The sequence below is a fragment of the Candidatus Pseudomonas adelgestsugas genome (genome assembly GCF_004124255.1).
Lineage (GTDB): Bacteria > Pseudomonadota > Gammaproteobacteria > Pseudomonadales > Pseudomonadaceae > Aquipseudomonas > Aquipseudomonas adelgestsugas.
Window position 1 is genome coordinate 1229937 of the sequence record NZ_CP026512.1, and the last position, 24898, is coordinate 1254834.

Sequence of the window (24898 nt, forward strand, 5' to 3'; positions counted from 1 at the left end):
CGATCCATAATCCAGTACTTAATAATACTGGAGGAGCTTTATGATTTGCCACTTACTGAAAAGCTATTGCAAGTTTTTGATGCATAAATATCATCATGCGCTGTAGAAAATCGTGCGCTCGATCGTTAGGAGCTTCTATATCGTCATTGCTGGTACAGGGCTAGCATTAAATGCTTAACTATGTGTTTACTTCATTACCGCGTACTAGGCTTCAGTAAAACCTATAATGCACATATTATATGTCGATACACCGCTGGTAGCTGCTAGTAATAGTGTGCGCTGGTATAAATAATTTTATCTAGTTATCAGTGATAGATGCGTATAAGACAAGATCTAGTGTCAATCCTTACTGCTTAGTACAATGATTTTGGCGATATTTGAAATCGTCAGTACAATTTGACGATCATTGTGGCTCTGACTGAAATAGCAACACTTACGGCTGGTTGTTCCTAGCCTACTATGCCAGCTTTGAGCTGGCCAATACTATCCAGTGTACATGCACTTTATCAGTATTGCCAGGGATAACAACATGGCACAAAGAATCTTGACTCGGCATCGTTATTATGGTGCTGTAATTGAATAAAATTATTAATTTTATTCAAGATAAATAAACATAAATTGTTAACCAGTTAGTTTTTATAGTTTAACAGCAGCTAATAAGTCTCTATCATAGGCAAGCTAACTCATGCAACACTAAAATGATAGACATGATAAAACACTACATCAGTCTAAGTTTTTTTTAGTTAACTGCATATGCTTAGCGCGGAAATGTAGGCAAGTTAATTCCAGCCATATTTTCCATAACGCGAACTACTTGGCAACTATAACCAAACTCGTTATCGTACCAAACATACAGCACAACACGATTATCCTGGATAATAGTCGCTTCAGTGTCCACTACACCAGTGTGACGTGAACCTATAAAATCAGTAGATACCACTTCATGTGAATGAACAAGGTCAATCTGTTTATGTAGATCAGTGTGCAAAACTATATAGCGCAGATACTCATTCATTTCTTCACGTGTAGCAGCTTTCGCAAGATTTAGGTTGAGAATAGCCATTGACACGTTTGGCGTCGGTACGCGAATTGCGTTACCGGTAATTCTGCCGGCCAATTCAGGCAGAACCTTAGTAACAGCAATGGCAGCACTAGTCTCGGTAATTATCATGTTTAAAACAGCACTACGACCACGGCGATTGCCTTTATGGAAGTTATCGATCAGGTTTTGATCATTGGTATATGCGTGAACCGTTTCAATGTGACCATTTACGATGCCGAATTTATCGTTTACAACTTTTAATACTGGCACAATAGCATTGGTGGTACAGGAAGCAGCTGACACAATCTTATCATCAGCTATGATTTCATTATGGTTGATACCGTAAACAATATTTTTAAGCTTGCCCTTGCCAGGCGCAGTCAAAACAACGCGATTAATACCCTGGCAAGCTAAATGTTGACTCAGGCCCTTAGCATCGCGCCATGCACCGGTACTGTCTACTAGCAAGGCATTCTTGATGCCGTACTGTGTATAATCTACCTCAGCTGGATTCTGCGCATAAATAATCTGAATTAAGTTGCCGTTAGCATTAATAGTGTTGTTATCATCGTCGACAACGATTATACCGTTGAAGTGGCCGTGTACTGAGTCTCGACGTAGCAAACTTGCGCGTTTGACTAGGTCGTTTTCAGCTCCTTTACGCACAACAATAGCACGCAGGCGCAATTCTCCACCGCTACCAGCTTTTTCAATCATGATACGTGCAATCAGACGACCGATACGACCAAAGCCGTATAACACAACGTCAGCGCCTTTACTGGCAATAGTGTATTGTTGGCCAACTACGTCGGCCATTTCTTCATACGCGAACTGCTTAGCACTGTAAGAGGCACTTTTTTTACGAAACTTATAAGCCAACTTACCCAGGTCTACCGTAACCGAGCTGAGCTCGAGTTCACTAATTGCCTTAAGTAAAGGAAATGTTTCGTGGATAGATAGTTCACTATTATCGAAAGAACGATAATGAGCAAAGCGGTGCGCCTTCAGAATTGCTATAACTGACTGATTGACCAGGCTATAGCCATAGATCGAGCTACTTACATTATTACTACGATACAGCTGTCCAATAAGAGGAATCATCGCTTCGGCTAGTGCTTCACGGTCTATCCACTCACTAAGATACTGGTCTGGCTTTTGAGTCACGGGAACCTTCTACATGTAGGAGCATAAGATTTGAAAGAAGAATACATTATTCCTACAGACTACCCTAGTAACAATGCGAGTCTAGTAATAAAAAATACCTGCTAAAATTAATACTGCACTTACAGCTAAGTAAATATGTTAACTATAAAAGACTTTTACCTACCATGAACTATCAATCATCTAAGGATTTTTTAGTACTACATTATCAAGTAAAATACACCGTTTGGTCTTAGTTTTTCATATAAACAGCAATGAGTTTTATTAGCAACTAACAGATGGTATCTATGGTATTTATAATCATTAACTTTATTGTAATGCTTGGAGCTTAATCTTCCATGCCAGTTCTAAGTCTACCGCCTCTTTCTGCTGCAATAGGTACACAATACTGGAGCAATCTACCTGGTGCCGCCCTAAGCTTAGCCATTGCCGAAGCTGCTAGTACAACCAAGCGCTTTACCCTGGTGCTTACTACCAATAGCCAAAACGCTGAACGGCTCAGACAAGAGCTGAGTTTCTTTGCCCCTGATTTACCGATGCTGTATTTTCCCGATTGGGGAACACTCCCATACGATTTGTTTTCGCCAAACAAGGACATCACCTCCCAACGCATCGCTAACCTGTACCACCTGCCGGAACTAACCTACGGCGTGCTGGTGGTGCAAATTACTACAGCTCTACATCGCCTGGCGCCAACTAAATTCCTGCTAGGCAACAGCCTAGTATTAAATGTCAAACAGAAGCTTGACGTAGAAAAGATTCGCGCGCATCTAGAAGCCAGTGGCTACTATGGTGTCGATATAGTCCGTGAACATGGCGAGTTTGCCGTGCGCGGTGCGTTGATCGATCTCTTCCCGATGGGTAGCAAATTACCATACCGCATCGACCTGCTCGATGATGAAATCAAGACTTTACGTACTTTTGACCCGAATAATCAGCATACTATTAGTAAAGTCGACTCAATTAAGCTGCTACCAGCATGGGAATCTATGTTGCAAAAAGATGCGGTTATACGCTTTAAAGCACGTTTTTGTGCACGCTTCAACGTGGACTGCCGCCATTACCCACTTTTACAAGATTTAAGTAGCGGAATCACACCTGCTGGTATCGAATACTACCTACCGCTATTCTTTGATGAAACCTCCACTCTGTTCAACTACTTACCCAGAGACACCCAGGTATTTTCACTCCCTGGTATTAAGCAGGCTGCAGAAAATTTCTGGAAAGATGTGCGTAACCGCTATGAAGAACGACGCGTCGACAATTCGCGACCTGTACTGCTACCTGCTGAGCTGTTCCTGTCGGTAGACGATTGTTTTGCTAGTCTGAAATACTTGCCGCACGTGATTATCAATCAACAAGACGTTGTCACTGGCGATAGACGCGAACGCTTCCCTGCTGACACGCTGCCAAACTTAACGATTCAGGCTAAAGCTGCGCAACCGCTGGAAGCTTTATCTAAATTCCTTGGCAACTTCTCTGGCCGCATATTATTTACTGCTGAATCTGCCGGTAGACATGAAATTCTGCTAGAGCTGCTTGAACACCTTAAACTACGCCCTAAAAATGTCGATAGCTGGCTAGAGTTTGTTGCAAGCAAAGAGCGTCTGGCGATCACTATTACGCCATTGGACGAAGGATTATTGCTGGATAAACCATCCTTAGCGCTAATTGCTGAAAGCCTATTGTTCGGCGAACATATGACACAGCGTCGTAACTACGAAAAACGTGTTAACGCCAAGAACAATGCAATGATCAAAGATCTTACCGAGTTACGTGATGGCATGGCAGTGGTGCATATCGATCATGGTGTAGGCCGCTATCTAGGTATGCAGATTTTAGAAATCGACAACGAAGTTGCTGAATTCATTACCATAGAATATGCAGAGAGCGCCAAACTCTATGTGCCTGTGACGAGCTTACACCTAATTGCCCCTTATACTGGTAGCGATGGAGCCTTAGCTCCGTTACATCGCCTAGGTTCCGAGACATGGCAAAAAGCCAAACACAAAGCTGCCGAACAGATACGAGACGTTGCCGCAGAATTGCTTGATATCTATGCCCACCGTGCAGCATGTAAAGGACATGCTTTTGCTGACCCAAAAGTCGACTACGCAACTTTCAGCGCTGGTTTTGCTTTCGAAGAAACTCCAGACCAGCAAATTACTATAGAAGCTGTACGCGCCGACATGCTAGCTCCCAAACCAATGGATCGCCTAGTGTGCGGTGACGTAGGCTTCGGTAAAACTGAGGTAGCTATGCGTGCAGCCTTTATTGCCGTTCACGACGGCAAGCAGGTGGCTATTCTAGTACCGACTACTTTACTTGCCCAACAGCACTATAATAGCTTCCGCGATCGTTTTGCTGGCTGGCCGGTGACAATAGAAGTAATGAGTCGTTTTAAATCTTTCAAGGAAGCTAACGCTGTAATCGCTGATCTAGCCGAAGGTAAGATCGACATAGTAATCGGCACTCACAAGTTGCTATCAAACAATATTAAGATTAAGAATCTTGGTTTAGTAGTCATCGACGAAGAGCACCGCTTTGGTGTACGTCAGAAAGAACAGCTTAAGGCGCTTCGTAGCGAAGTAGACATCCTTACCCTGACTGCCACACCAATTCCGCGCACGCTTAACATAACAATATCTGGCATGCGCGACTTATCGATCATCGCTACGCCACCAGCACGACGTTTAGCAGTGCGCTCATTCGTAATAGAGCATAACAAACGTACAATCAAAGAGGCACTGTTGCGTGAATTGCTACGCGGTGGACAGGTGTACTATTTGTACAACGATGTAAAAACCATAGAGAAATGCGCTGCTAATCTCGTTGAGCTAGTACCAGAAGCGCGTATTGCCATCGGCCACGGACAGATGCTAGAACGCGAACTCGAACAGGTAATGAGCGACTTCTACCACAAGCGCTTTAATGTATTGGTTGCGTCAACTATTATCGAAACCGGTATCGATGTACCAAGTGCCAGCACGATTATCATCGAGCGCGCCGACAAATTCGGCCTAGCACAATTACACCAATTACGCGGCCGGGTAGGGCGTAGTCATCACCAAGCATATGCCTACTTTCTGACGCCACCGCGCAAACAGATCACGGGTGACGCTGAAAGACGTTTAGAAGCCATAGTTAATACCCAAGAACTAGGTGCTGGTTTTGTGTTGGCGACCAACGACCTGGAAATACGTGGTGCTGGTGAACTACTGGGCGATGGTCAGAGTGGACAAATTCAGGCTATAGGATTTACTCTTTATATGAATATGCTTGAAAGAGCAGTAAAAGCTATCCGCAATGGCCAACAACTGCGCCTTGATCAACCCATGAACAGTGGCCCAGAAATAAACCTACGCTTGCCAGCATTGATTCCAGAAGATTATTTACCAGACGTGCACACACGACTGATTCTATACAAACGCATCGCCTCAATAACTGATGAAAAAAGTATACAGGATATACAGGTAGAGATGATTGACCGTTTTGGACTTTTACCGGAACCAACCAAGAACCTGGTACGCCTGACATTGCTAAAATTACAAGCTGAGCAGTTGGGTATCAAGAAAATTGATGCTGGTCCTAAGGGAGCGCGTATAGAATTCGAAGCGCACACACCAGTAGACCCATCAGTGCTGATTCAGCTGATTCAAGATCAACCTAACCGCTATAAGTTTGAAGGTGCTACGCTATTTAAATTTATCATGCCGATGGAATATGCTAAAGAACGCTTTAATGCTATAGAAACTCTTTTTAAGCAACTCATCCCACAACCTGATTAAAAGACAACTAAAATGTGCCAACTCCATATGCTGAGCTGAGTTTTAGTAGTTTTGTTATTCCTTCGACGCTTAACTACAAGTTAACACTTAATAAAGATTAAGCATGGTCTGCCGAAATACTAAACTGGTTATCAATAACCGCGCACAAAGATTTGCAACAGCGCTGCGGTAAACAACCGATTACAGTCACCATTGTCATTAGCTATAAATAATGCAGCCAGTTTTATATCAAGAACGTGCTAAGTCTTGCAATTAAGATAATTTACTAATATCTACGCAGCAGTCTAAACTAAAATAGTTAGATGGCAATAGCAACATTGCCTATAACTCTTAAAGCACTACTTCAACTGCTACTTAATTAAGTAAGATAAATGCTGACTGATAGACTGCACTGGTAGGCAGACCATAGTCTTTAGTCGGTTCACTAAGTCACGCGCAAGACGATAAGTACTACTAGCCATCGCTTATACTGTCTATATTAGTAAAAGCAATTGCCTATCTACACATCCATGCAATGCACGCCGATGGTATGATAACTAATACCTATATTGCCATAAAAATAATCTCGGTAACAGCACAATCGTTACAGATCAAACCTTATATCGCAACCTGCGGTTAGAATAGTTTTAATATAGTTCATAACATTAACTACTATATAAGCTCCAGCTATGGATCAGAGCAACAATCAGGTCTAGATCAGCAGTGATAGTATTTATTTCATTACCTGTATAGTACAACTGAACGCTCCTTAAGTAGTCAACTTAAAAACTAATTTTCGATTGGCACTAGATATAGACTTCGTTAGCTATAACGACAGTTTACATAACGAAATAGGCATAAAAAGATACAGCCAGTATAAGCTATGATGTATTTTTTATAGATCAGTCAATTAAACGCCAGGTCGTTTGTCTTTAATTTCCCACTTGTCACCGTCGTAGAACGCTTTCCAACCTGAAGGCTTACCATCTACTTCAGTCTGCACATACTGTTCTTTAGTTTTGCGGCTATAGCGAATCACAACCGGACGACCATCAGGATCCCTCTTCGGCGCTTCACACAAGAAGTGATACTTTGGGTCAATCTCATCTTTGTGCGGTGCGATTTCTAGCACTAACGGTGCACGGGTTTCACGGTTTTTAGGGAACTGACTAGCCGCTAAAAATAAACCAGAAGCGCCATCACGCAGGATGTAGATATCTTTAACTTTCTCACACTTGAGTTCAGGCATTTTAACTGGATACATCTTTGATGGTGCCGCACTACCGCTTTTCAGCAGTTTACGAGTATTCTTGCATATTAGATTAGTGCAACCGAAGAACTTACCGAAACGGCCGGTCTTTAACTGCATCTCGCTTCCGCATTTGTCACATATCAGACTCGAACCTTTATAACCCTTGATGCGGTAGCTGCCCTCTTCAATCTCATAACCATCACAATCCGGATTGTTACCACAAATATGCATTTGGTGCTTTTCATTGAGCAAGTAAGCGTCCATTGCTGTACTACAGATATGGCAACGGTGCTTTCTACGTAGCACTAGCGACTCTGATTCACCCTCATCGTCAGCTGCAATTTCATCACCAGGCACCAGATTGACAGTGGCCTTGCAGCGCTTGTTCGATGGCAGATTATAACCGGAACAACTAAGAAAGACACCAGTAGATGCAATACGAATCTGCATTGAACGTCTGCATGCAAGGCACGGTATATCAGTCATCACTGGTTGATTAACGCGCATACCATTCTCGGTGCTTTTAGCTATTTCGAGCTTTTTCTTAAAATCGCTATAAAACTCGTCTAACACGCTTTTCCAGTCACGCCAGCCATGAGCCACATCATCAAGATTTTCTTCCATACCAGCAGTAAAGCCATAGTCCATCAAATTAGAGAAGCTCTCTGATAGGCGTTCAGTCACAATATCGCCTATCTTTTCCGAGTAAAAACGACGGTTATGCAGTGCTACATAACCACGGTCCTGAATAGTTGAGATAATCACAGCGTAAGTTGAAGGACGACCTATACCGCGTTTTTCCATCTCTTTTACTAGGCTAGCTTCAGAATAACGTGCAAGCGGCTTAGTAAAATGCTGTAAAGGATTAAGCTTGATCAGCTTCAACGTATCGCCATGAGCCATGTTTGGCAGTATATCGTTATCGCTTAATTTAGAGATTTGCGGCATCATGCGTATATAGCCATCAAACCTAAGAAGACGGCTTTTGGCGCGCAACTCAAAGTCGCCTGCGCTTACACTGATAGTAGTAGACAGATATTGCGCGGGCAGCATTTGGCAAGCTAGCAGCTGACGCCAAATCAGCTCGTAAAGACGCTCGGCATCGCGCTCTATACCGTTTAGTTTACTTGGTTTAGTATTTGTGTTAGAAGGACGAATCGCTTCGTGAGCTTCCTTCGCACCTTCTTGGCAGCTATAGACATTTGGTTTCTCAGGCAAATACTTTTTGCCGAACTCACCTTGAATATAAGCGCGTGCCATAGCCACTGCATCTTCTGATAAATTCGTGGAGTCAGTACGCATATAAGTAATGTAGCCGGCCTCATACAGACGTTGCGCCAGTATCATAGTCTTATTCACATTGAAGCCAAGGCGATTACTAGCAGCTTGTTGCAGTGTAGAAGTGATAAACGGTGCTGGTGGCTTGCTACTGGTTAGTTTGTCTTCACGATTAACGATACTATACCTGGATGCCTTAAGCTTTTCTAACGCAACCATGGTTTGGGTTTCGTTTAGCGGCTTAAAAATCTCATCTTGCTCACGGATAACTTCAAAACGCACGTTAATACCATTGGCTACACCTAAATCAACCTGAACTTCCCAGTATTCTTTAGGATTGAACGCACGGATCTCACGTTCACGTTCCACTACCAGCTTGACTGCTACTGACTGTACGCGGCCAGCTGACAAACCACGGGCAATTTTTGCCCAAAGCAATGGCGAAACCATATAACCTACTACCCTGTCAAGAAAGCGGCGTGCCTGTTGGGCGTTAACACGTTTGATATCTAACTTGCTAGGCTTAGAGAAGGCTACCTGGATCGCTTTTTTAGTGATTTCGTTAAACACAACACGCTTATAGCGACTATTATCACCACCTATAGTTTCTCGTAGGTGCCAGGCAATAGCTTCCCCTTCACGGTCTAAGTCCGTCGCAAGATAAATAATATCAGCATCTTTAGCAAGTCGGCGTAGCTCTTCGATGACTCTTTCCTTACCAGGTAGGATTCTGTACTTGGCCTTCCAGCCATGTTCAGGGTCTACGCCCATACGTAAAACCAGCTGCTTATACGCTTTCTCTTTAGAGGTCAGCACCGGACCCATGCCTGCAGTTACCTGGGTATGCTGAACAGCTGGGTCCTTGCTAGCGCAAATCGAACCACTGGTGGGCAAATCTCGGATATGACCGATACTAGACTTCACTACGTACTTATTACCCAAATACTTATTGATAGTCTTAGCTTTAGCGGGGGATTCCACAATAACCAGCGATTTGCCCATAGATCAGAAAATTCCTGAATTCGAGAAGTGAAAGGCAGTTAGCATCCATCGCGGCCACAAGGTGAGGTCAAATGCAGCGCTTTACACAGTCTGCAATATTATTTATCCAATAAAAAAACCTGATTCAGCGCTTGAACCACAGCACAGCGCAGGATTTACTTACTGTGAACTGTATCGAAATGCATGAACATGCTTAAAATGCGTACTCAAAAGCTCTATTTTCATACCGCATCTAGTAACAGAGTACTTTTTACTATCAAAACGCTGCGCTGTATGAAAATTTAGCGCTACTTCCTGATAAGTGTCGACAGATAAATTAGTTAGGCTTTTATATTATGGACCCTTCAGATGTTATAAAAAACAAATTCTACAAACTTTACAAAATAAAAGCCGGGGCACCTAAAGGCCCCGGCTTTTCGTCCAACTAGCACTTAAATGCATTCGAAGACAGTAGAAATGCCTTGACCGAGACCAATGCACATGGTGGCAACCCCAAGATTGCCGCTATTTTGCTTCAACACATTAAGCAATGTGCCGGAGATACGCGCACCAGAACAACCGAATGGATGACCCAAGGCAATTGCACCACCGTGCACGTTGACTTTCTCATTCATTTTATCAAGCACCCTTAAATCTTTCAGAACCGGCAGTGCCTGTGCAGCGAAAGCTTCATTGAGTTCAAAGAAATCAATATCGGAAATAGTCAAACCAGCTCGCTTCAAGGCTTGTTGTGTAGCTGGTACTGGACCATAGCCCATAATTGCCGGATCTACACCGGCCACAGCCATAGAACGAATCACCGCCATCGGCTGGATACCTAAGTCCTTAGCGCGCTGTGCCGACATCACGATCATGCATGAAGCGCCATCAGCAATTTGCGACGAAGTGCCAGAAGTTATGGTGCCATTCTTTGAATCAAAAACAGGTTTCAAGGCTGCCATTCGTTCCATGGTAGCATCAGGCCAAATAGTTTCATCATTATCAAATAATTTTAGAAAACCATTCTCATCACAACCATTTATCGGGATAATTTCATTTTTAAACTTGCCACTCATAGTTGCATTGTAAGCTAATTGGTGAGAACGCAGACCAAAGGCATCTTGTGCTTCGCGGGTAATACCGTGTATCTTACCAAGAATTTCTGCAGTCAAGCCCATTTGACTCGAAGCTTTTGCTACGTAAAGTGACATATATGGATTGTAGTCAACGCCGTGCGTCATGCTAACATGGCCCATATGTTCTACGCCGCCAACTACAAATACGTTACCGTTACCGGTCATAATCGCTTGTGCAGCAGCGTGTAACGCACTCATTGACGAGCCACATAGACGGTTGATGGTCTGGCCAGCTGCAGTATGAGGGATCTTCGTCATTAAGGACGCAATGCGAGCAATGTTCCAACCCTGCTCCAGAGTCTGGTTGGCACAACCCCAGATTACGTCTTCAATTTCGTTTGGGTCGACCTTAACATTGCGTTCTAATAGTTTGCTAATCAAGTGTGCTGACATGTCTTCTGCACGAGTGTTGCGGTGCATGCCGCCATTAGAGCGGCCCATCGGCGTGCGACCGAAGTCAATAATCACCGCATGTTTTGGATTAAAGCTCATCAACATTCTCGCTCTAGTCATCAAAGCGCTGAACCAAAAAAGCTCTGGCCGTTTTCAGCCATTTCACGCAATTTAGCAGTCGGGTGGTACAGCTGGCCTAAATTAGCATATTGATCAGCTAGGGCAACGAATTTAGCCACACCAATCGAGTCGATATAACGTAATGCACCACCACGAAATGAAGGGAAACCGATACCGTATATTAGACCCATATCAGCTTCTGCGGCCGTTTCAACAATACCGTCTTCTAAGCAACGCACAGTTTCCAAGCATAAAGGAATCATCATCCAGTTAATAACATTATCATCAGATACCTCACACTGTTCGTAAATGATTGTCGCAAGTAATTCATACACAGATAAATCGGATACTTTCTTTTGTTTATTTTTCTTATCAGCTTCGTAGGCGTAGAAGCCCTTACTATTCTTCTGACCTAAACGCTTAGCTTCATAGAGAACGTCGATCGCCGATCGGCGGCCGTCTTTTGTGCGGCTTGAAAGGCTCTTAGCCATGATGTGTTGGCTATGATAACAAGTATCAATGCCCACTACATCCATAAGATATGCTGGGCCCATCGGCCAACCAAACTTTTCCATGATACTATCGATACGCACAAAGTCTACACCAGCACTAACAAGCTTAGCAAAACCTCCAAAGTACGAGAAAAGTATGCGGTTGACTAGAAAACCTGGACAGTCATTGACCACAATTGGGCTCTTGCCCATTTTTTTAGCGTAAGCAACAGTGGTTGCAATAGCTAGTTTGCTAGACTTCTCGCCACGAATCACTTCTACTAACGGCATCATGTGCACCGGATTAAAAAAGTGCATACCAACAAAGTTTTCTGGACGCCTAAGAGCCTTGGCTAGTAGCGAAATAGAAATAGTCGAGGTATTCGAAGCCAAGATAGTGTCATCCTTCACCTGAGCTTCTACTTCTATCAGTACGTCTTGCTTGACCTGTAGGTGCTCAACAATAGCTTCGACCACTAGGTCTACATGACCAAAATCGCCATAAGACAACGTAGGACGAATATTATTAAGTACTTCAGCCATTTTTGAAGCAGTCATATGACCTTGATTAACGCAATTCACTAACAACTTAGAGGCCACTGCCAGGCTGTGTTCAATGCTACGTTGATTGATGTCTTTTATCAGTATGGGCGTACCTTTAGACGCCGACTGATAAGCAATACCGCCACCCATAATACCAGCGCCTAGTATAGCGGCCAGATTTACATCTTTAGCAGTTTTATTATAAACTTTGATTTTTTTCTTGAGTGTCTGGTCGTTCAGAAATAAACCTATTAGGCTTTGAGCAACAAAGGTTTTTGATAGTTTGATGAAGCCGGCAGATTCCACTTCTAAAGCTTTATCGCGGCCACAATTAGCGGATTTTTGGATAGTCTTGATTACTTCAATTGGCGCAGGGTAATTCGTACCTATTTTGCCCACTATAAAACCTTTAGTAGTTTCAAACGACATCATTTGTTCAATAGCGTTAAGCTTAAGTTTTTCAAGCTTCGGCTGACGCTTGGCCTTATAGTCAAATTCACCGTTAATAGCGCTCTTAATCAGGTTTAATGCAGCATTGGCTAGTTTGTCTGGAACAACCACAGAGTCAACAGCACCCATTTTTAGTGCGTCTATAGCACTATTTTCTTTACCTGTGGTAATCCATGCCATCGCGTTATCGGCGCCAATTAAGCGCGGCAGGCGCACAGTGCCGCCGAAACCTGGATGTATACCCAGCTTGACTTCAGGCAGGCCAATTTTAGCAGTGGCTGACATGACACGAAAGTCTGCAGCTAAGCATATTTCTAGACCACCGCCTAACGCGGTACCATTGATAGCAGCAACAGTTGGCATCTTGAGGTCTTCAAAATCGCTAAAAATCTTATTGGCGTATAGGTAGTCAGCCTTAAGTTCTGCATATGGCAGCTTAAAGTTACTGGTAAATGCAGTGATGTCAGCACCTACGACAAACACGTCTTTACCGCTAGACACAATCACACCTCTGACTGAAGCATCTGCTTTAATAATATCTATAGCCTGACGCAATTCATTAATAGTCAGACTGTTGAACTTATTAACTGATTCGCCTTTGAGGTCAAACTTTAGTTCTACTACACCACTTTCAAGAGTTTTAACCGTGATGGCTTTACCTTCGTAAATCATCAACATATCTCCACAATATGGAAGCTAACTAAAAAGTACAAACTGGGCGCTGGCTTATTCTTGGCTATTGATAGTGCGTCACTACTCATGCAGATCTGTAAGGCAGACACGTTAAATATAATAGTTAGAATTCTGTGTGAGCCGTCTAATACTAATACAAAAACACCTTATTCATACACTCTTTTGATTTTGGTAAATTTTTATCTAATTAAACACAATTGTCAATTACTCGAAAAAAAATATAATTTTTTGTGATTACAAAATCATTAAACCTACACTTTATCAAGATTTAAATCTTGATTCAATTAACAAGAAAGGATGCAGGAAAAGATTATATAGAATAAGGTATTCTACTAGCATATCGGCAAACGCAACGCATCTGGATAAATATTCACTTCGAGGAATATAAAATTCTTAGTTTACTTAGCTAACTCCAGCAAGATACTAATCTCCTTCAGCATATATATTTACCTAGCTATTTTACTAAAATGCAAGAAAGATTATTTACTTGCCGGCCTTACTAAGACAAAGTTACCGATAGAATCACGAAATAGTACAATAACTATTCATTAACGCACACTATATTACAGATCTACCTACACGCTTGGCTCCATACTACCAGTAATTTAAAAGGCTAACCAAACTGATGCGCCATTGCAGACAATATTTAACGTGTAAGCAATTTAGTAACACCTACTTGAGCAATTACCAACTACTTCTGATGCGCTAACTACATCCAGTCAAGATGCGTCGCTAAAATCCATAAGCACATTTATGTGTTAGTTCTGATAACGTAATAGGCATAACAATGCCGGAGAACTCAGCACACTAATAGTAAGATTAATACCACTATCTAACTTAGTATTATCATTATATATACTCTGGAATATTTTTGTGCATGCACTTAACCTTATGCGGCAATACCATCCATTTTAAACTAATAACACTGAACGCATTGCAATATCCTGTAGGAGTATCTCTTGATGTCTTATAAACATATTTTAGTCGCCACAGATCTAGCTACAGATCTGTAATTCAATGATCAGACTTGCACGAGTTTTCATGGTAGCCAGCGAACCAGGCCTGTCATTGGTGCATATCGTAAAACCCATGACCCATGGTGCTTAGTAGTGACGTACACATGAATATATCCCAATTACAACAGCAACAGTTTGAACAGGCTAAAGAGTAGCCAAATAGGTTGATCTGCAAATACCCGGAAGTAACCAAGGAAAACCTCTATTTAACTTATGGCCAGTCTCCGACAAGAAATTAACTATTTTACCAAAGAACAGCATTGCAATCTAATCGTGGTCGGTAGTCATGGTCGCTATGGTCTAACACTGCTACTGGGCTCTACTACCAATGATGTATTATACGATGCACCTTGCTATGTACTAGCGGTGAAGCTAGAAAAACATTCTAGATTAATAAAGATCTAATATAGCTTTCATATTTTGAATCGAATTTAATACAATGACCAAATATTTTTTATATCCTTAAATCACTCAAATATCTAGCTCAACCCAACGCTTAAACAACACTTCGAGTTCCTGGTTTAACACCTTTAGTGAAGCGACTACCTTAGCTATTTCTAGCGCTGGACGTAGGTAAAAACCAGCATCAATCATTCTTGCTTCTACTGCGGCAATCTGCTGTTCCTTAGCAAGGATATTACCCGGTAAGACTTCTAACTCGCGATGCAACTTATAGCTAAGCCTCTTCTTACCAACTGGTACAGATTTTGCTGTCAGCGTAGCTGTAGAAGCTGGTACAACCTGCGCCGAAGCAAGACTAGCCTTGCTAGGCTTACTTGCGGTCACACCTAGCAGACCTGGCAAACCGCCTTGGCGCAGCCAGTCCTGGTAACCACCAAAGTACTCACGAACTTTACCTTGACCTTCAAAAACTATAGTGCTAGTGACAACATTATTTAAGAATACTCGGTCATGGCTAACTATCAGTACGGTACCGTTAAAAGTTAGCAAGACCTCTTCCAACAGCTCTAGGGTTTCCAAGTCAAGGTCATTAGTCGGCTCATCAAGTATCAGTAAGTTTGCTGGTTTACTAAACAACTTAGCTAGCAGAAGGCGCGCACGCTCACCACCAGATAAGGCTTTAACTAGTGTACGTGCACGCTGCGGGCTAAATAAAAAGTCACCTAAATAGCTCAACACGTGATGACTCTGGCCATTAATTTCAATGAAGCTACGGCCTTCAGCGACGTTCTCGATCACGTTTTTTTCTAAGTCTAACTGATGGCGCAACTGGTCGAAGTAAGCCACTTCTATGTGTGTACCTTCTTCAACAGTACCAGTAGTAGGTTGCAGGCTATCGAGCATTAGCTTAAGCAAGGTGGTTTTACCAGTACCATTGGCACCCAATAAACCGATACGAGCACCACGCTGAAGAGTCATTGAGAAGTTCTTAATCAAGAAAGGGCCGTTCGGGTAATGAAAGCTAACGTTCTCCAACATCATCACCTGCTTGCCAGACTTATCGGCGGTCTCTAGATGGATATTGACTTTACCTGGGCGCTCGCGACGTTTACTGTACTCAACACGCAGGTTTTTCAAGGCACGAACACGGCCTTCGTTACGGGTGCGGCGCGCTTTAATTCCCTGGCGGATCCAAACTTCTTCCTGTGCTAACTTTTTATCGAATAACACCTTGGCGGTTTCGTCAGCCGCCATCATAGCCTCTTTATGTACTAGGAAGCTAGCATAATCGCCATGCCAGTCGGTTAGACTACCTTGGTCAAGTTCGAGAATACGCGTAGCTAGATTTTGCAAAAATGATCGGTCATGCGTGATAAATAACACAGCGCCATGAAAATTTTTAAGTGCTTCTTCGAGCCAAACAATCGCACCAATATCAAGGTGGTTAGTCGGTTCGTCAAGTAACAGCAGGTCAGGCTCTGAAACTAGTGCCTGGGCAAGCAGCGCACGACGGCGCCACCCACCAGATAATTCGGCAAAAGTTTTATTGGCTGGTAGTTGCAGGCGGCTCAGAGTGCTGTCGATCACTTGCTGCAAACGCCAACCGTCACGGGCTTCAAGATCCTGCTGTATGCGCATCAGCTTGTCAAGGTCTTTTTCGGTGACGCAGTGCTGCGTCAGATAACGGTATGAAATTAACAGCTCGCCAACATCAGCCAAGCCATCAGCTACTACATCGAACACTGTCTGTCCGTCAACCATAGGCAATTCTTGCGGCAATTCACCGATCTTGAGACCTGGAGCGAGCCAGACACAGCCATTGTCTGGCCGCTGATTATTTTTTACAAGTTTTATAATGCTGGACTTACCAGTACCGTTACGACCGATAATACAAACTCGCTCACCACGAGTAATATGCCAAGACACTTTATCTAGTAAAGGCGTTGAACCAAAAGCAAGAGACACATCACTAAACTTAAGCAGAGCCATACGCTCCTCCAAAAAACTTGGTATATATTTTACGTGAACTTGAAGGTAGGATACGACTAGCGTTGAACTATAGACACGCTCTGCAGAACATTTGCAACCAACTTACAATAGCTAACTAATAAATAACATAGTTAAGCCAGCGTTAATGTCAACACTAACCTGGTTGGTGTTAGTTATGATTTTTTGCATGTATATATAATAAGCAACTACCGTTTAACTCTATTATCTTGTCTACATCTTGTTCTTTCCACCACCATTAAATACTTATAAGCCGTAGATCTCAACACCAGCAATCAATATTATTATTGAGAAATCTAAGCGCGTACTCGTCAAAGACGACATGGGTGCATACCACCCGCATGCATTATAATTAAGCTCTTTGGTTTACGATGAATTGACCGTATGCCTGAAATTTTCAAACAACAAGAAAATTGAACAGCATCTCGTAAAAAGTAGTGCTTTGCTATAATCTAGCTAGATCAAACTGTATTGATTGCGCTGGCAGGCAGTACTTTTAAGAAATACTACGACGCTGCACTCAATTTTGTCTTTAATCAGTAGGCTGATAGCAGCTCAATTACTGAACAAAACTTTCTAACTGCACTTAGAGCTTGACACTAAAGCTAGCAACTAAGCGTATGTCAAAAAGTTTAATACAAATTTTATCAATCCTTAGCTTTAGTGAACTTTAGTGCCCACATGGCCATATGGCCATGCTTAATAGGTACACCAATAGCGTGTAACGATGTTGTGGATGAAATTAACGAAGCAACAGGTCAAAATAATCAGTTTACTGGCGCTAGGAGGGCACTAGTAAACTGAAATTTTAATTTCACCTGAAGTGATAATCAAGTTTATCACATCGCTAGCTTAGCTATCCTACCAAAAGGGTCAAAAGAAAGATTTTGACCTCCATGTATAGCTGTTAACTAGTCGTGATAACTGAACCGGCATCACAAGCCGTGCACTAAGGCTAACCGAGTGCTATGCACAAAGCACCTATAACGCTAGCCACAATCAGGCTGTAAAATGTCCATAGCTAAATTAATACGGAAATGCATCTACTAACATCTATATCACCAGCTAACATTACTACGGCATTAACTAACCTAAATTTTAGCATAACTAGCTAGTTATACCGCCTAATACGTTTGCACGCCGTAGCAAACATCTATGCTGCATTCACCTCAAAGCGATGTTCATCGCACATCTGATAGTTGTAGATTTATATGGTTTGATTCTATTAGAAGAGTTTCTAAATGCAACATAGCTAACCATCGGCGATACTGTTCTTAGCTTGGCACAATCGGCTATTGTACGCTGTAATGAAAATCAAAATTTGAACTAGTAATAATCAACGACAGCAAGTTCACCGAGATACTGATGGATTTTAGTTTAGTCATAAACAGCAGCACGAGACGCTACCAATCATTATTAAAAAATTGCGCAGGCAAAGCAACAACGATACACCAATCGATGGTTACAAATGAGGCTGGTTCAATAACCAGCAGTAGCTAGACTTCTGAGCTTCAATTGTTCTCATAAAAACCTGAATACAAGCAAATTAAATTATTTAAGCCTTATCGACAAATACTAACTGCTATCTATTTAAAAATCTACAACACCAGGTAAAACTGCGAACAAAGTAACAGCTGTTAGGTTTATAATTAACATTATAACAAACCGATAAATAGTTAAGCGGATATAATGATTGGGTCATAAGATCCAATCCAACTAACATGCAAATACCTAGCCACCAATGGCTAAATAATACCATTTGTAACAATTAACGCTAGCCAGCGGTATGACACAAATAAAAGGCTGGCCAGACAAATCGCATGGTGATAGTCAAAGAGCTTGACGGCATGACTCATAAGGAGCTTTTACATCAAAATTAAAGTAGCTTAGGTAAATGCAATGAGGGCAAATTCATTGTATCCACTTAAGCTAATGCATAAACGTTGTCAGTTTAATGCCTAGCGTAAAGTTTATATTCATTTTTTTACTTGGTTTGCATATTTGAACTAGTAACCTGATAAAGAGTTATATAATTAAGTTCCGCGGGATGGAAGTTAGAGTAGATAAACAACTTGATAAGAAAACTAACTATTACCTTGCAAGAAGACAGCAAAACTAAGATTAAAAAATCTCGCTAGCCGCAATACCTTTGTTTTACTCAGTGCTCTAATGTTCAATAGCATGAACTGCAAATTATTGAAAAAAACTCCAGCAGCTATATCTGGCCAGCTATGGTAGTAATTTTATCAAACTTATCTAACAAGAATAAAGCGCTTCGGTTATGTCTGAATAGATTTTTTTAAATTTTTTTGCTTCTATTTAAACCGTGATCGCGCCCAATGCTGACACGATCTTCATTAGCTGCGTAGATTGTCCATTGATATGAACTTTCAAGCTATCAATTTCACGGCGCTCCGGGTAATTGTTACGCAGTAGATCAAATGCTTTGCGCTGCGTTTCTGCGGTTCCCACAAGACTGCGGCGAAAATCCGCATCATCGCGGCGCGGATCATAGACGCTGCGGCATAGAATAGCTAACGCCCACGCCAAATCAGTCGATGCATCTAAATGCACCTCAGCAAGCCAAGGTTGCGGCAAGAAATCGCTTAACTGAATACTTGGTTCTTGACCCAGATACACACAAAGTGCTTGGTAAATCTTTGCAGTGCTACGCTGTTTACCGTCAAGACTAGAACCAGCAATATGCGGAGTGGCTAATGCGCACAAGTCAGCCAGATCGACATCAACTTCTGGCTCTCCATCCCATACGTCAAGTACGACTTGCAAGTCGTCGCGTTTTAGCAGCACCTCACGCAAGGCAGCATTATCCACTACCTGACCACGGCTAGCGTTGATTAGCCAGGCACCTAGCCTGAGCTGATTGAGACGCTGACGGTCAAAAAGGTGCCAGGTAGAACTATTGCCGGATTTAGTTAACGGCGTATGCAGGCTAATTACGTCGCACTGTTCAATAATTTGCGTCAGATTAACGTAATCGCCGCCTGCAATAATTTGGAGCAGAGGGTCGCAAGCTAATACGTTCCAGCCTAGGCCTTTAAACACCTTAAGCAGCAAACCGCCTACTTTGCCAACCCCTACTATACCGTAAGTGCATTGACTTAGGTTGGCGCCTGTGATTTCGGCCAATGTCTGCAAGCTGCTCAGTACATAGTCTACTACACCTCGTGCATTACAGCCAGGGGCGCTGGACCAGGCAATGCCAGCTTGTTGAAAGTAATCCAAATCAAGGTGATCAGTGCCAATAGTACAAGTACCAACAAAACGAACCTTCGTGCCTGTAAGCAAAGTGCGATCGACATTAGTTACTGAACGCACTAGTAGTACATCTGCCGACTTGACAGTGGCGTGGTTAATAGAACGACCAGACACCCGGTGAATCTCACCAAATCCTTGAAAGAAAACATCAAGTAGCGAAATATTTTCATCAGCAACAATTAGCACAACAAGTTCCTTGTGCGGACTCGCATGATCCATGTATTAAGACTAGCTCTTAAAAATCGATAATACATGTTTTCCTGACTACTGTGTCAACGCATAAACTTTATATTTTTATGCACTTCTTTTTTAATTAGATATCTACACACGAACATTACTACCGTCACCCTTTCTCCATACCTATGCTTTTGAGGCAGGGCAAAGGCTGGGCATGATTATTATGAATAATGATCGGCAAACTTGTCAGTACTGCCTAAGTCCTATCAACGTATTACTGCTAATCATTATAGAGCTAATTCAGCATGTATATAACTGTATTACTTACTGCACTATTTCAGTAATAATCTAGACCACAAGCATAAGTATTAATATAGCTCTAGTGTATGTTCGTATATTCTACAGCCTGCTGTTGTTGTCTCATGAATATCGTGCGACTGGTCTACAAGCTTAACCCAGTAGTGATATATCTGGTATCGATCATGATCGTGTTTTCAGCACTGTTCTAGCGCTACGAACTAAACCGCAGTCATGGTCATAGCGCATTACGCGAATCTAGGTACACGCTGGATATCATGGCGTTTGATTTCGTTTTGCTGATTTAATATCAAGCTGCTAGTGAGTCATGTACTGAGGTTGATTGGCTAGCCTGGCTAATTAAATGACATATTCGGATTGTAGAAAGCACTCATTATGGACCTGAGTTATGCAGCGTGTATACTACTGGTATATTTCGTGCGCCAAAATATACGCACACAAGAAGTTAACTTACACAGGCTTCTTGCGAATCCAGTATAGATACGTACCGGCTTGTTCCTGCTGCTCTACTAGCTCATAGTCAAGGAACATACAGAATTTGGGAATATCACGACAGGTCGACGGATCAGTCGCGATTACCTTGAGCAAGCAGCCAACAGGTAAGACGTAGATGTGCTGGTGCAACATCATTAACGGTTCCGGGCAGTGCAGGCCAGTAGCGTCAAGAATGCTATTAACTGATAGATCAGTATTCACAATACATCACTGAAGCTAACTCTGTTACTTAATCTCTTCATATACACCAAATGATTCAAGTGGCAGTCACTTCTTCACGGCTGTAACGTAAATTGTTATGCAATAGAAGTCTGAGTGCCAAACTAAGCAAAAAATTAATAGAAACAGCCATCTTGGCTAGGCATTAAACTGACAACGTTTATGCATTAGCTTAAGTGGATACAATGAATTTGCCCTCATTGCATTTACCTAAGCTACTTTAATTTTGATGTAAAAGCTCCTTATGAGTCATGCCGTCAAGCTCTTTGACTATCACCATGCGATTTGTCTAGCCAGCCTTTTATTTGTGTCATACCGCTGGCTAGCGTTAATCGTCACGACTGACAATTTTAGCTCACTAAATACTTCACAACAACAGCCATAGATAGTTTAGATTTTAAGAAGTATTGCATTGCGTACAGTTTTCTTGACGATATCGCAGAATAATGCTTTGGTGTACCAAAGGTGAAAGCGTCAGATATAAAGTACAGTATTAAAGCCTGACATCCATCAGGCTGATAGCCATATTATATTTGTCGCTAACAATCAATCGCATACTATAATAGTTGACCAGCAGCTAGATCTAACGCTAGCCGCTGTGTTGTTATACAACCACTGGACGTAATCGTATCACCGTTTAGGCGGCTTCAAGCGTAGAATACCCATATCGTTTGCATGACCGAGTTGCTTGAATTAGCAGGTAGCCAGTCAGCACGTCCAGGCTATGTTTTCTGAAGTTCACACAATGTGCCGGCTTACTCATGTCTACTGGCTTATCTGAGCCTAACAAAGATTACAAGCGCACCCCAAACTTCTTATAAACTTTAAAAATTTACTCTCCATTAACGTTGATTAGTTAAAACTAAATCTAGCCATAAGACTAGCCAAACACTAAAAAAGTTGTGTATCTTGTCGAAGATTAAACTGGTGTAGTCATTTTCCAACAGATCTATAAGTACTTTCGTGCATGTCTACTACCTTAGAACGATCAGCTCAGCAAAACGCTGAATGTACATCAGATATTAATTGCTGTATTCTTTGATACAGACCAATTAAGTACAAGTTTTATTTATTTTTAGTTTAAAAGATTTTATTAAACTGATACGAGTATTTAATACTATATACTATTAGTATATGGCTATGACAAGTTACATAAAACTGTTGCGGCAAAATTTTTTTTGGCAAGCGCTCGATGTACTGCTAGTCAACTTGCGGCTATCTATTAGATAGCCGGCTACGCTTGTAAAAATTTTCCAAAACTACAGTAACATCTTTGCGCAATCAATTGCACTCCTGGCGTTAATACTATATCAAACGCAAGATAAGTCCTGCTAAAAACCGCCATCAACAGTTCCAATGCTCTTTTGCAGAGTGTTACTTTTCAGTGTGCAGAAGTAAAAACTTCAATCTTTTTTTGAAACTGCAATAAATAAATGAAATGCGTTTAAGACTATTTTCCTACTGTAGCTAAACCATCTAGCAGGGCTTGACCCATTAACTCACGACGCCAGCCACGTAGCATATCTGGTAACTTATAAGGACCAGATGGGTAGCCGCTTTTAACTAGAACTTCTAGAATTTTCTTGCGCAGCATAAGTTCTGGGGCTATTTTTAAGCGTTGAGCTTCAGCTTGGCCAAGGGCACGCAATTGTTTAATCAGAACTGCTGCGTCCACAGGTAGCGGTTTAGACACAGCTAATGGCCATTGGTCCATAGATACGCTACCGGCATGTTTGATTAGGTCCAGCAGTGCCTGGCCATCTTGATGCAAGGTGCACTGATGAATACATGCAATTTTGCCCAGTGCTACGAGGTTATCTGGCCGATACGTGGCCATTAGCCACAATGAGCGTTCATAAATTATGCGGTTGCGCGGCAAATCACGCGCCCTGGCCTGTTGTTCACGCCATGCGCATAGTTCACGCAGTACAACGAGCTGAGATCTGGATAGTTTCCATGCCAACTTAGCGTCGCAATATACTTCGTAAGGATTAACTTCACGACGCAGACTGGACACCAATTCAGCGCCATCTTCTAGCACCCAGGCGTATTTATTGTCCGAAAGTCGCGAACGTAATCTCATGTAGACCTCAGCTAGATACGCTGCGTCTTCGATAGCATAGCTGATTTGCATCTCGGATAATGGTCGCTGCAGCCAATTTGAGCGAGTTTCCCCTTTAGATAGCTCGATGTTAAGAACGGCCCGCACCAGGCGTGAATAACCCATGGAGAAACCCAGATTCAAGTACGCTGCTGCCAATTGAGTGTCAAACAACGGTATCGGCAAGCTACCGGTTAAGCGTCGCAAAACTTCGAGATCTTCGCTGCATGCGTGCAGCACCTTGGTCACTGCTGGATTTTCTAGCAAGGCCGCTAATGGTTGCCAGTTATTAATGGTCAATGGATCAATCAGATAAGCACTGATGCCATCACCAATCTGAATCAGTCCAGCAAGGGGGTAAAAAGTGTTAATCCGCATAAATTCAGTGTCGATTGCCACGAATGGCAACTGCTGCCACTCATGGCAATGCCAACCGAGACTATAGTTGCCGCAGATCCAGTGAATATCAACAGCCACACGGCTACTCCTTTAAAGAATAGTTTAAAGTATATATCGTATAAAAAGGCTTGCAGGCGTTCGTAATACGATACGCCAATAAAATCTTTTACAAGAGATGCAAAACTGTCAGCAGATATGTGGACAGTTTCTCTCTTACAAAAAACGTACAGCCATGATAGCTGAATACACACCAAGAACGCTTGATATTTAATGTTTTAAGGCCATACCCAGCGAAAGCTAGCCATCAAAAGATGTCTACGCATTAACAGAAACAATCAGCATGTCGAGACTTGACCAGATAAAATTTACTCAGCAGCGCTATATAACCATGCAAAATAGCAAAACTACTCATCCTTACTCATTTTCCTATTAACTAGTAATATTCAGCGTATTTTACTTTGAGATAAACACCAAGACATTGACTACCAAAAGCATTCTGGTTATGACGTTTGCGGATGCTGCGCTGGAGTACCAGCAAAAACTGTTATCGCAACCAAGTAAAGCTTCAGATAGCGCCGCAAATACTAGGCTATCCACTGCGCTGCAGTGGAGAATATCAGAAACAAGATCGCAATTCATTGCGCTAACAATCGTATCGGTAGCTAACTACTTGAATAAGCATATTAATTGAATTACTATCAATATACTACTGCGAGTAATGCCTGCAATTTTGCTGTACGCTAAGGCGTCACCGTTAAATAAGTCGACAACAGATGCTGCTACTTTATATAGCAAGCTATTAGCGGTAATGATGTCATTATTAGTGCTGCGCACTTTTAATACTCTACTAGACAGTAGCGGTACCATTTAACAAGCTTAGCCTGCCCACTATAATACAAGGCAAAAACTAGCACATATTCTACATTTCTAAAATGTAGCGTTACGGAAAAGAGCTATGTGAGACCGCTATATCTTCAGCAGTGTAACTCGTTAAAACTAAATGCACTGGTAAATACCATTTCAATAAAAATAATTTATTTAGTGAATACTAAGGTCATAGCTACATCAATTTTGCTAGCTACACCATTACACTAATTTATAAAGTAAAAATACTACAGCATCTAAATTAGTATTCACTATTGACTGCTAATTTCAATTTGTAACTATTACGCCTAACTAAA

General features: G+C 42.1%; 9 protein-coding genes and 1 pseudogene. 2 read left to right on the top strand and 8 right to left on the bottom strand.

All coding sequences use genetic code 11. The annotated features are described in order from the left end of the window. Positions 1-757 precede the first annotated feature (757 nt). Positions 758-2206, bottom strand: coding sequence for a glyceraldehyde-3-phosphate dehydrogenase (locus tag C3B55_RS03155; protein WP_129211392.1), 1449 nt, complete (start codon positions 2204-2206; stop codon positions 758-760). 335 nt (positions 2207-2541) lie between these two features. Between C3B55_RS03155 and mfd the strand changes: the two genes are divergently transcribed. Then, entirely contained in the window at positions 2542-5991 is a 3450-nt protein-coding gene (gene mfd / locus C3B55_RS03160; RefSeq protein WP_129211394.1) for a transcription-repair coupling factor, read from the top strand. Between the two features lie 889 nt (positions 5992-6880). Here mfd and topA read toward each other — a convergent pair. The 3 genes from topA to fadB all read right to left on the bottom strand — a co-directional run bounded on the left by topA (position 6881) and on the right by fadB (position 13286). After that, complete coding sequence (topA, locus tag C3B55_RS03165) at positions 6881-9502, bottom strand: type I DNA topoisomerase (protein WP_129211396.1); 2622 nt, start codon at positions 9500-9502, stop codon at positions 6881-6883. Between the two features lie 431 nt (positions 9503-9933). Next, a complete protein-coding gene (gene fadA, locus C3B55_RS03170; RefSeq protein ID WP_129211398.1) occupies positions 9934-11109 on the bottom strand; it encodes an acetyl-CoA C-acyltransferase FadA in 1176 nt (391 codons plus the stop codon). 20 nt (positions 11110-11129) lie between these two features. Further along, positions 11130-13286, bottom strand: coding sequence for a fatty acid oxidation complex subunit alpha FadB (fadB, locus tag C3B55_RS03175; protein WP_129211400.1), 2157 nt, complete (start codon positions 13284-13286; stop codon positions 11130-11132). A 983-nt stretch (positions 13287-14269) separates the two neighbouring features. Between fadB and C3B55_RS03180 the strand changes: the two are divergent. Further along, positions 14270-14728 (top strand): annotated as a pseudogene (locus C3B55_RS03180) (universal stress protein). A gap of 66 nt (positions 14729-14794) precedes the next feature. Here the strand turns inward: C3B55_RS03180 and C3B55_RS03185 are convergent. From C3B55_RS03185 to rnd, 4 genes are all read right to left on the bottom strand, one after another. After that, positions 14795-16714 carry an ATP-binding cassette domain-containing protein gene (locus tag C3B55_RS03185; protein WP_129211402.1) on the bottom strand — a complete coding sequence of 640 codons (1920 nt, stop codon included), beginning with the start codon at positions 16712-16714 and terminating at the stop codon, positions 14795-14797. 2337 nt (positions 16715-19051) lie between these two features. Then, the gene (gene pdxB, locus C3B55_RS03190) at positions 19052-20194 is read right to left on the bottom strand and encodes a 4-phosphoerythronate dehydrogenase PdxB (protein ID WP_129211913.1); all 1143 of its coding nucleotides are present in this window, start codon (positions 20192-20194) and stop codon (positions 19052-19054) included. Between the two features lie 759 nt (positions 20195-20953). Further along, positions 20954-21199, bottom strand: a complete 246-nt coding sequence (tusA, locus tag C3B55_RS03195) for a sulfurtransferase TusA (protein ID WP_129211404.1) — start codon at positions 21197-21199, stop codon at positions 20954-20956. Between the two features lie 1468 nt (positions 21200-22667). Continuing rightward, entirely contained in the window at positions 22668-23795 is a 1128-nt protein-coding gene (gene rnd, locus C3B55_RS03200; RefSeq protein ID WP_129211406.1) for a ribonuclease D, read from the bottom strand. Positions 23796-24898: the final 1103 nt, after the last annotated feature.

Bases quoted from the DNA above. Each gene is read 5' to 3' on its own strand.
- mfd (WP_129211394.1), top strand. From the start codon at position 2,542: ATGCCAGTTCTAAGTCTACCGCCTCTTTCTGCTGCAATAGGTACACAA.
- topA (WP_129211396.1), bottom strand. From the start codon at position 9,502: ATGGGCAAATCGCTGGTTATTGTGGAATCCCCCGCTAAAGCTAAGACT.
- fadA (WP_129211398.1), bottom strand. From the start codon at position 11,109: ATGAGCTTTAATCCAAAACATGCGGTGATTATTGACTTCGGTCGCACG.
- fadB (WP_129211400.1), bottom strand. From the start codon at position 13,286: ATGATTTACGAAGGTAAAGCCATCACGGTTAAAACTCTTGAAAGTGGT.
- C3B55_RS03185 (WP_129211402.1), bottom strand. From the start codon at position 16,714: ATGGCTCTGCTTAAGTTTAGTGATGTGTCTCTTGCTTTTGGTTCAACG.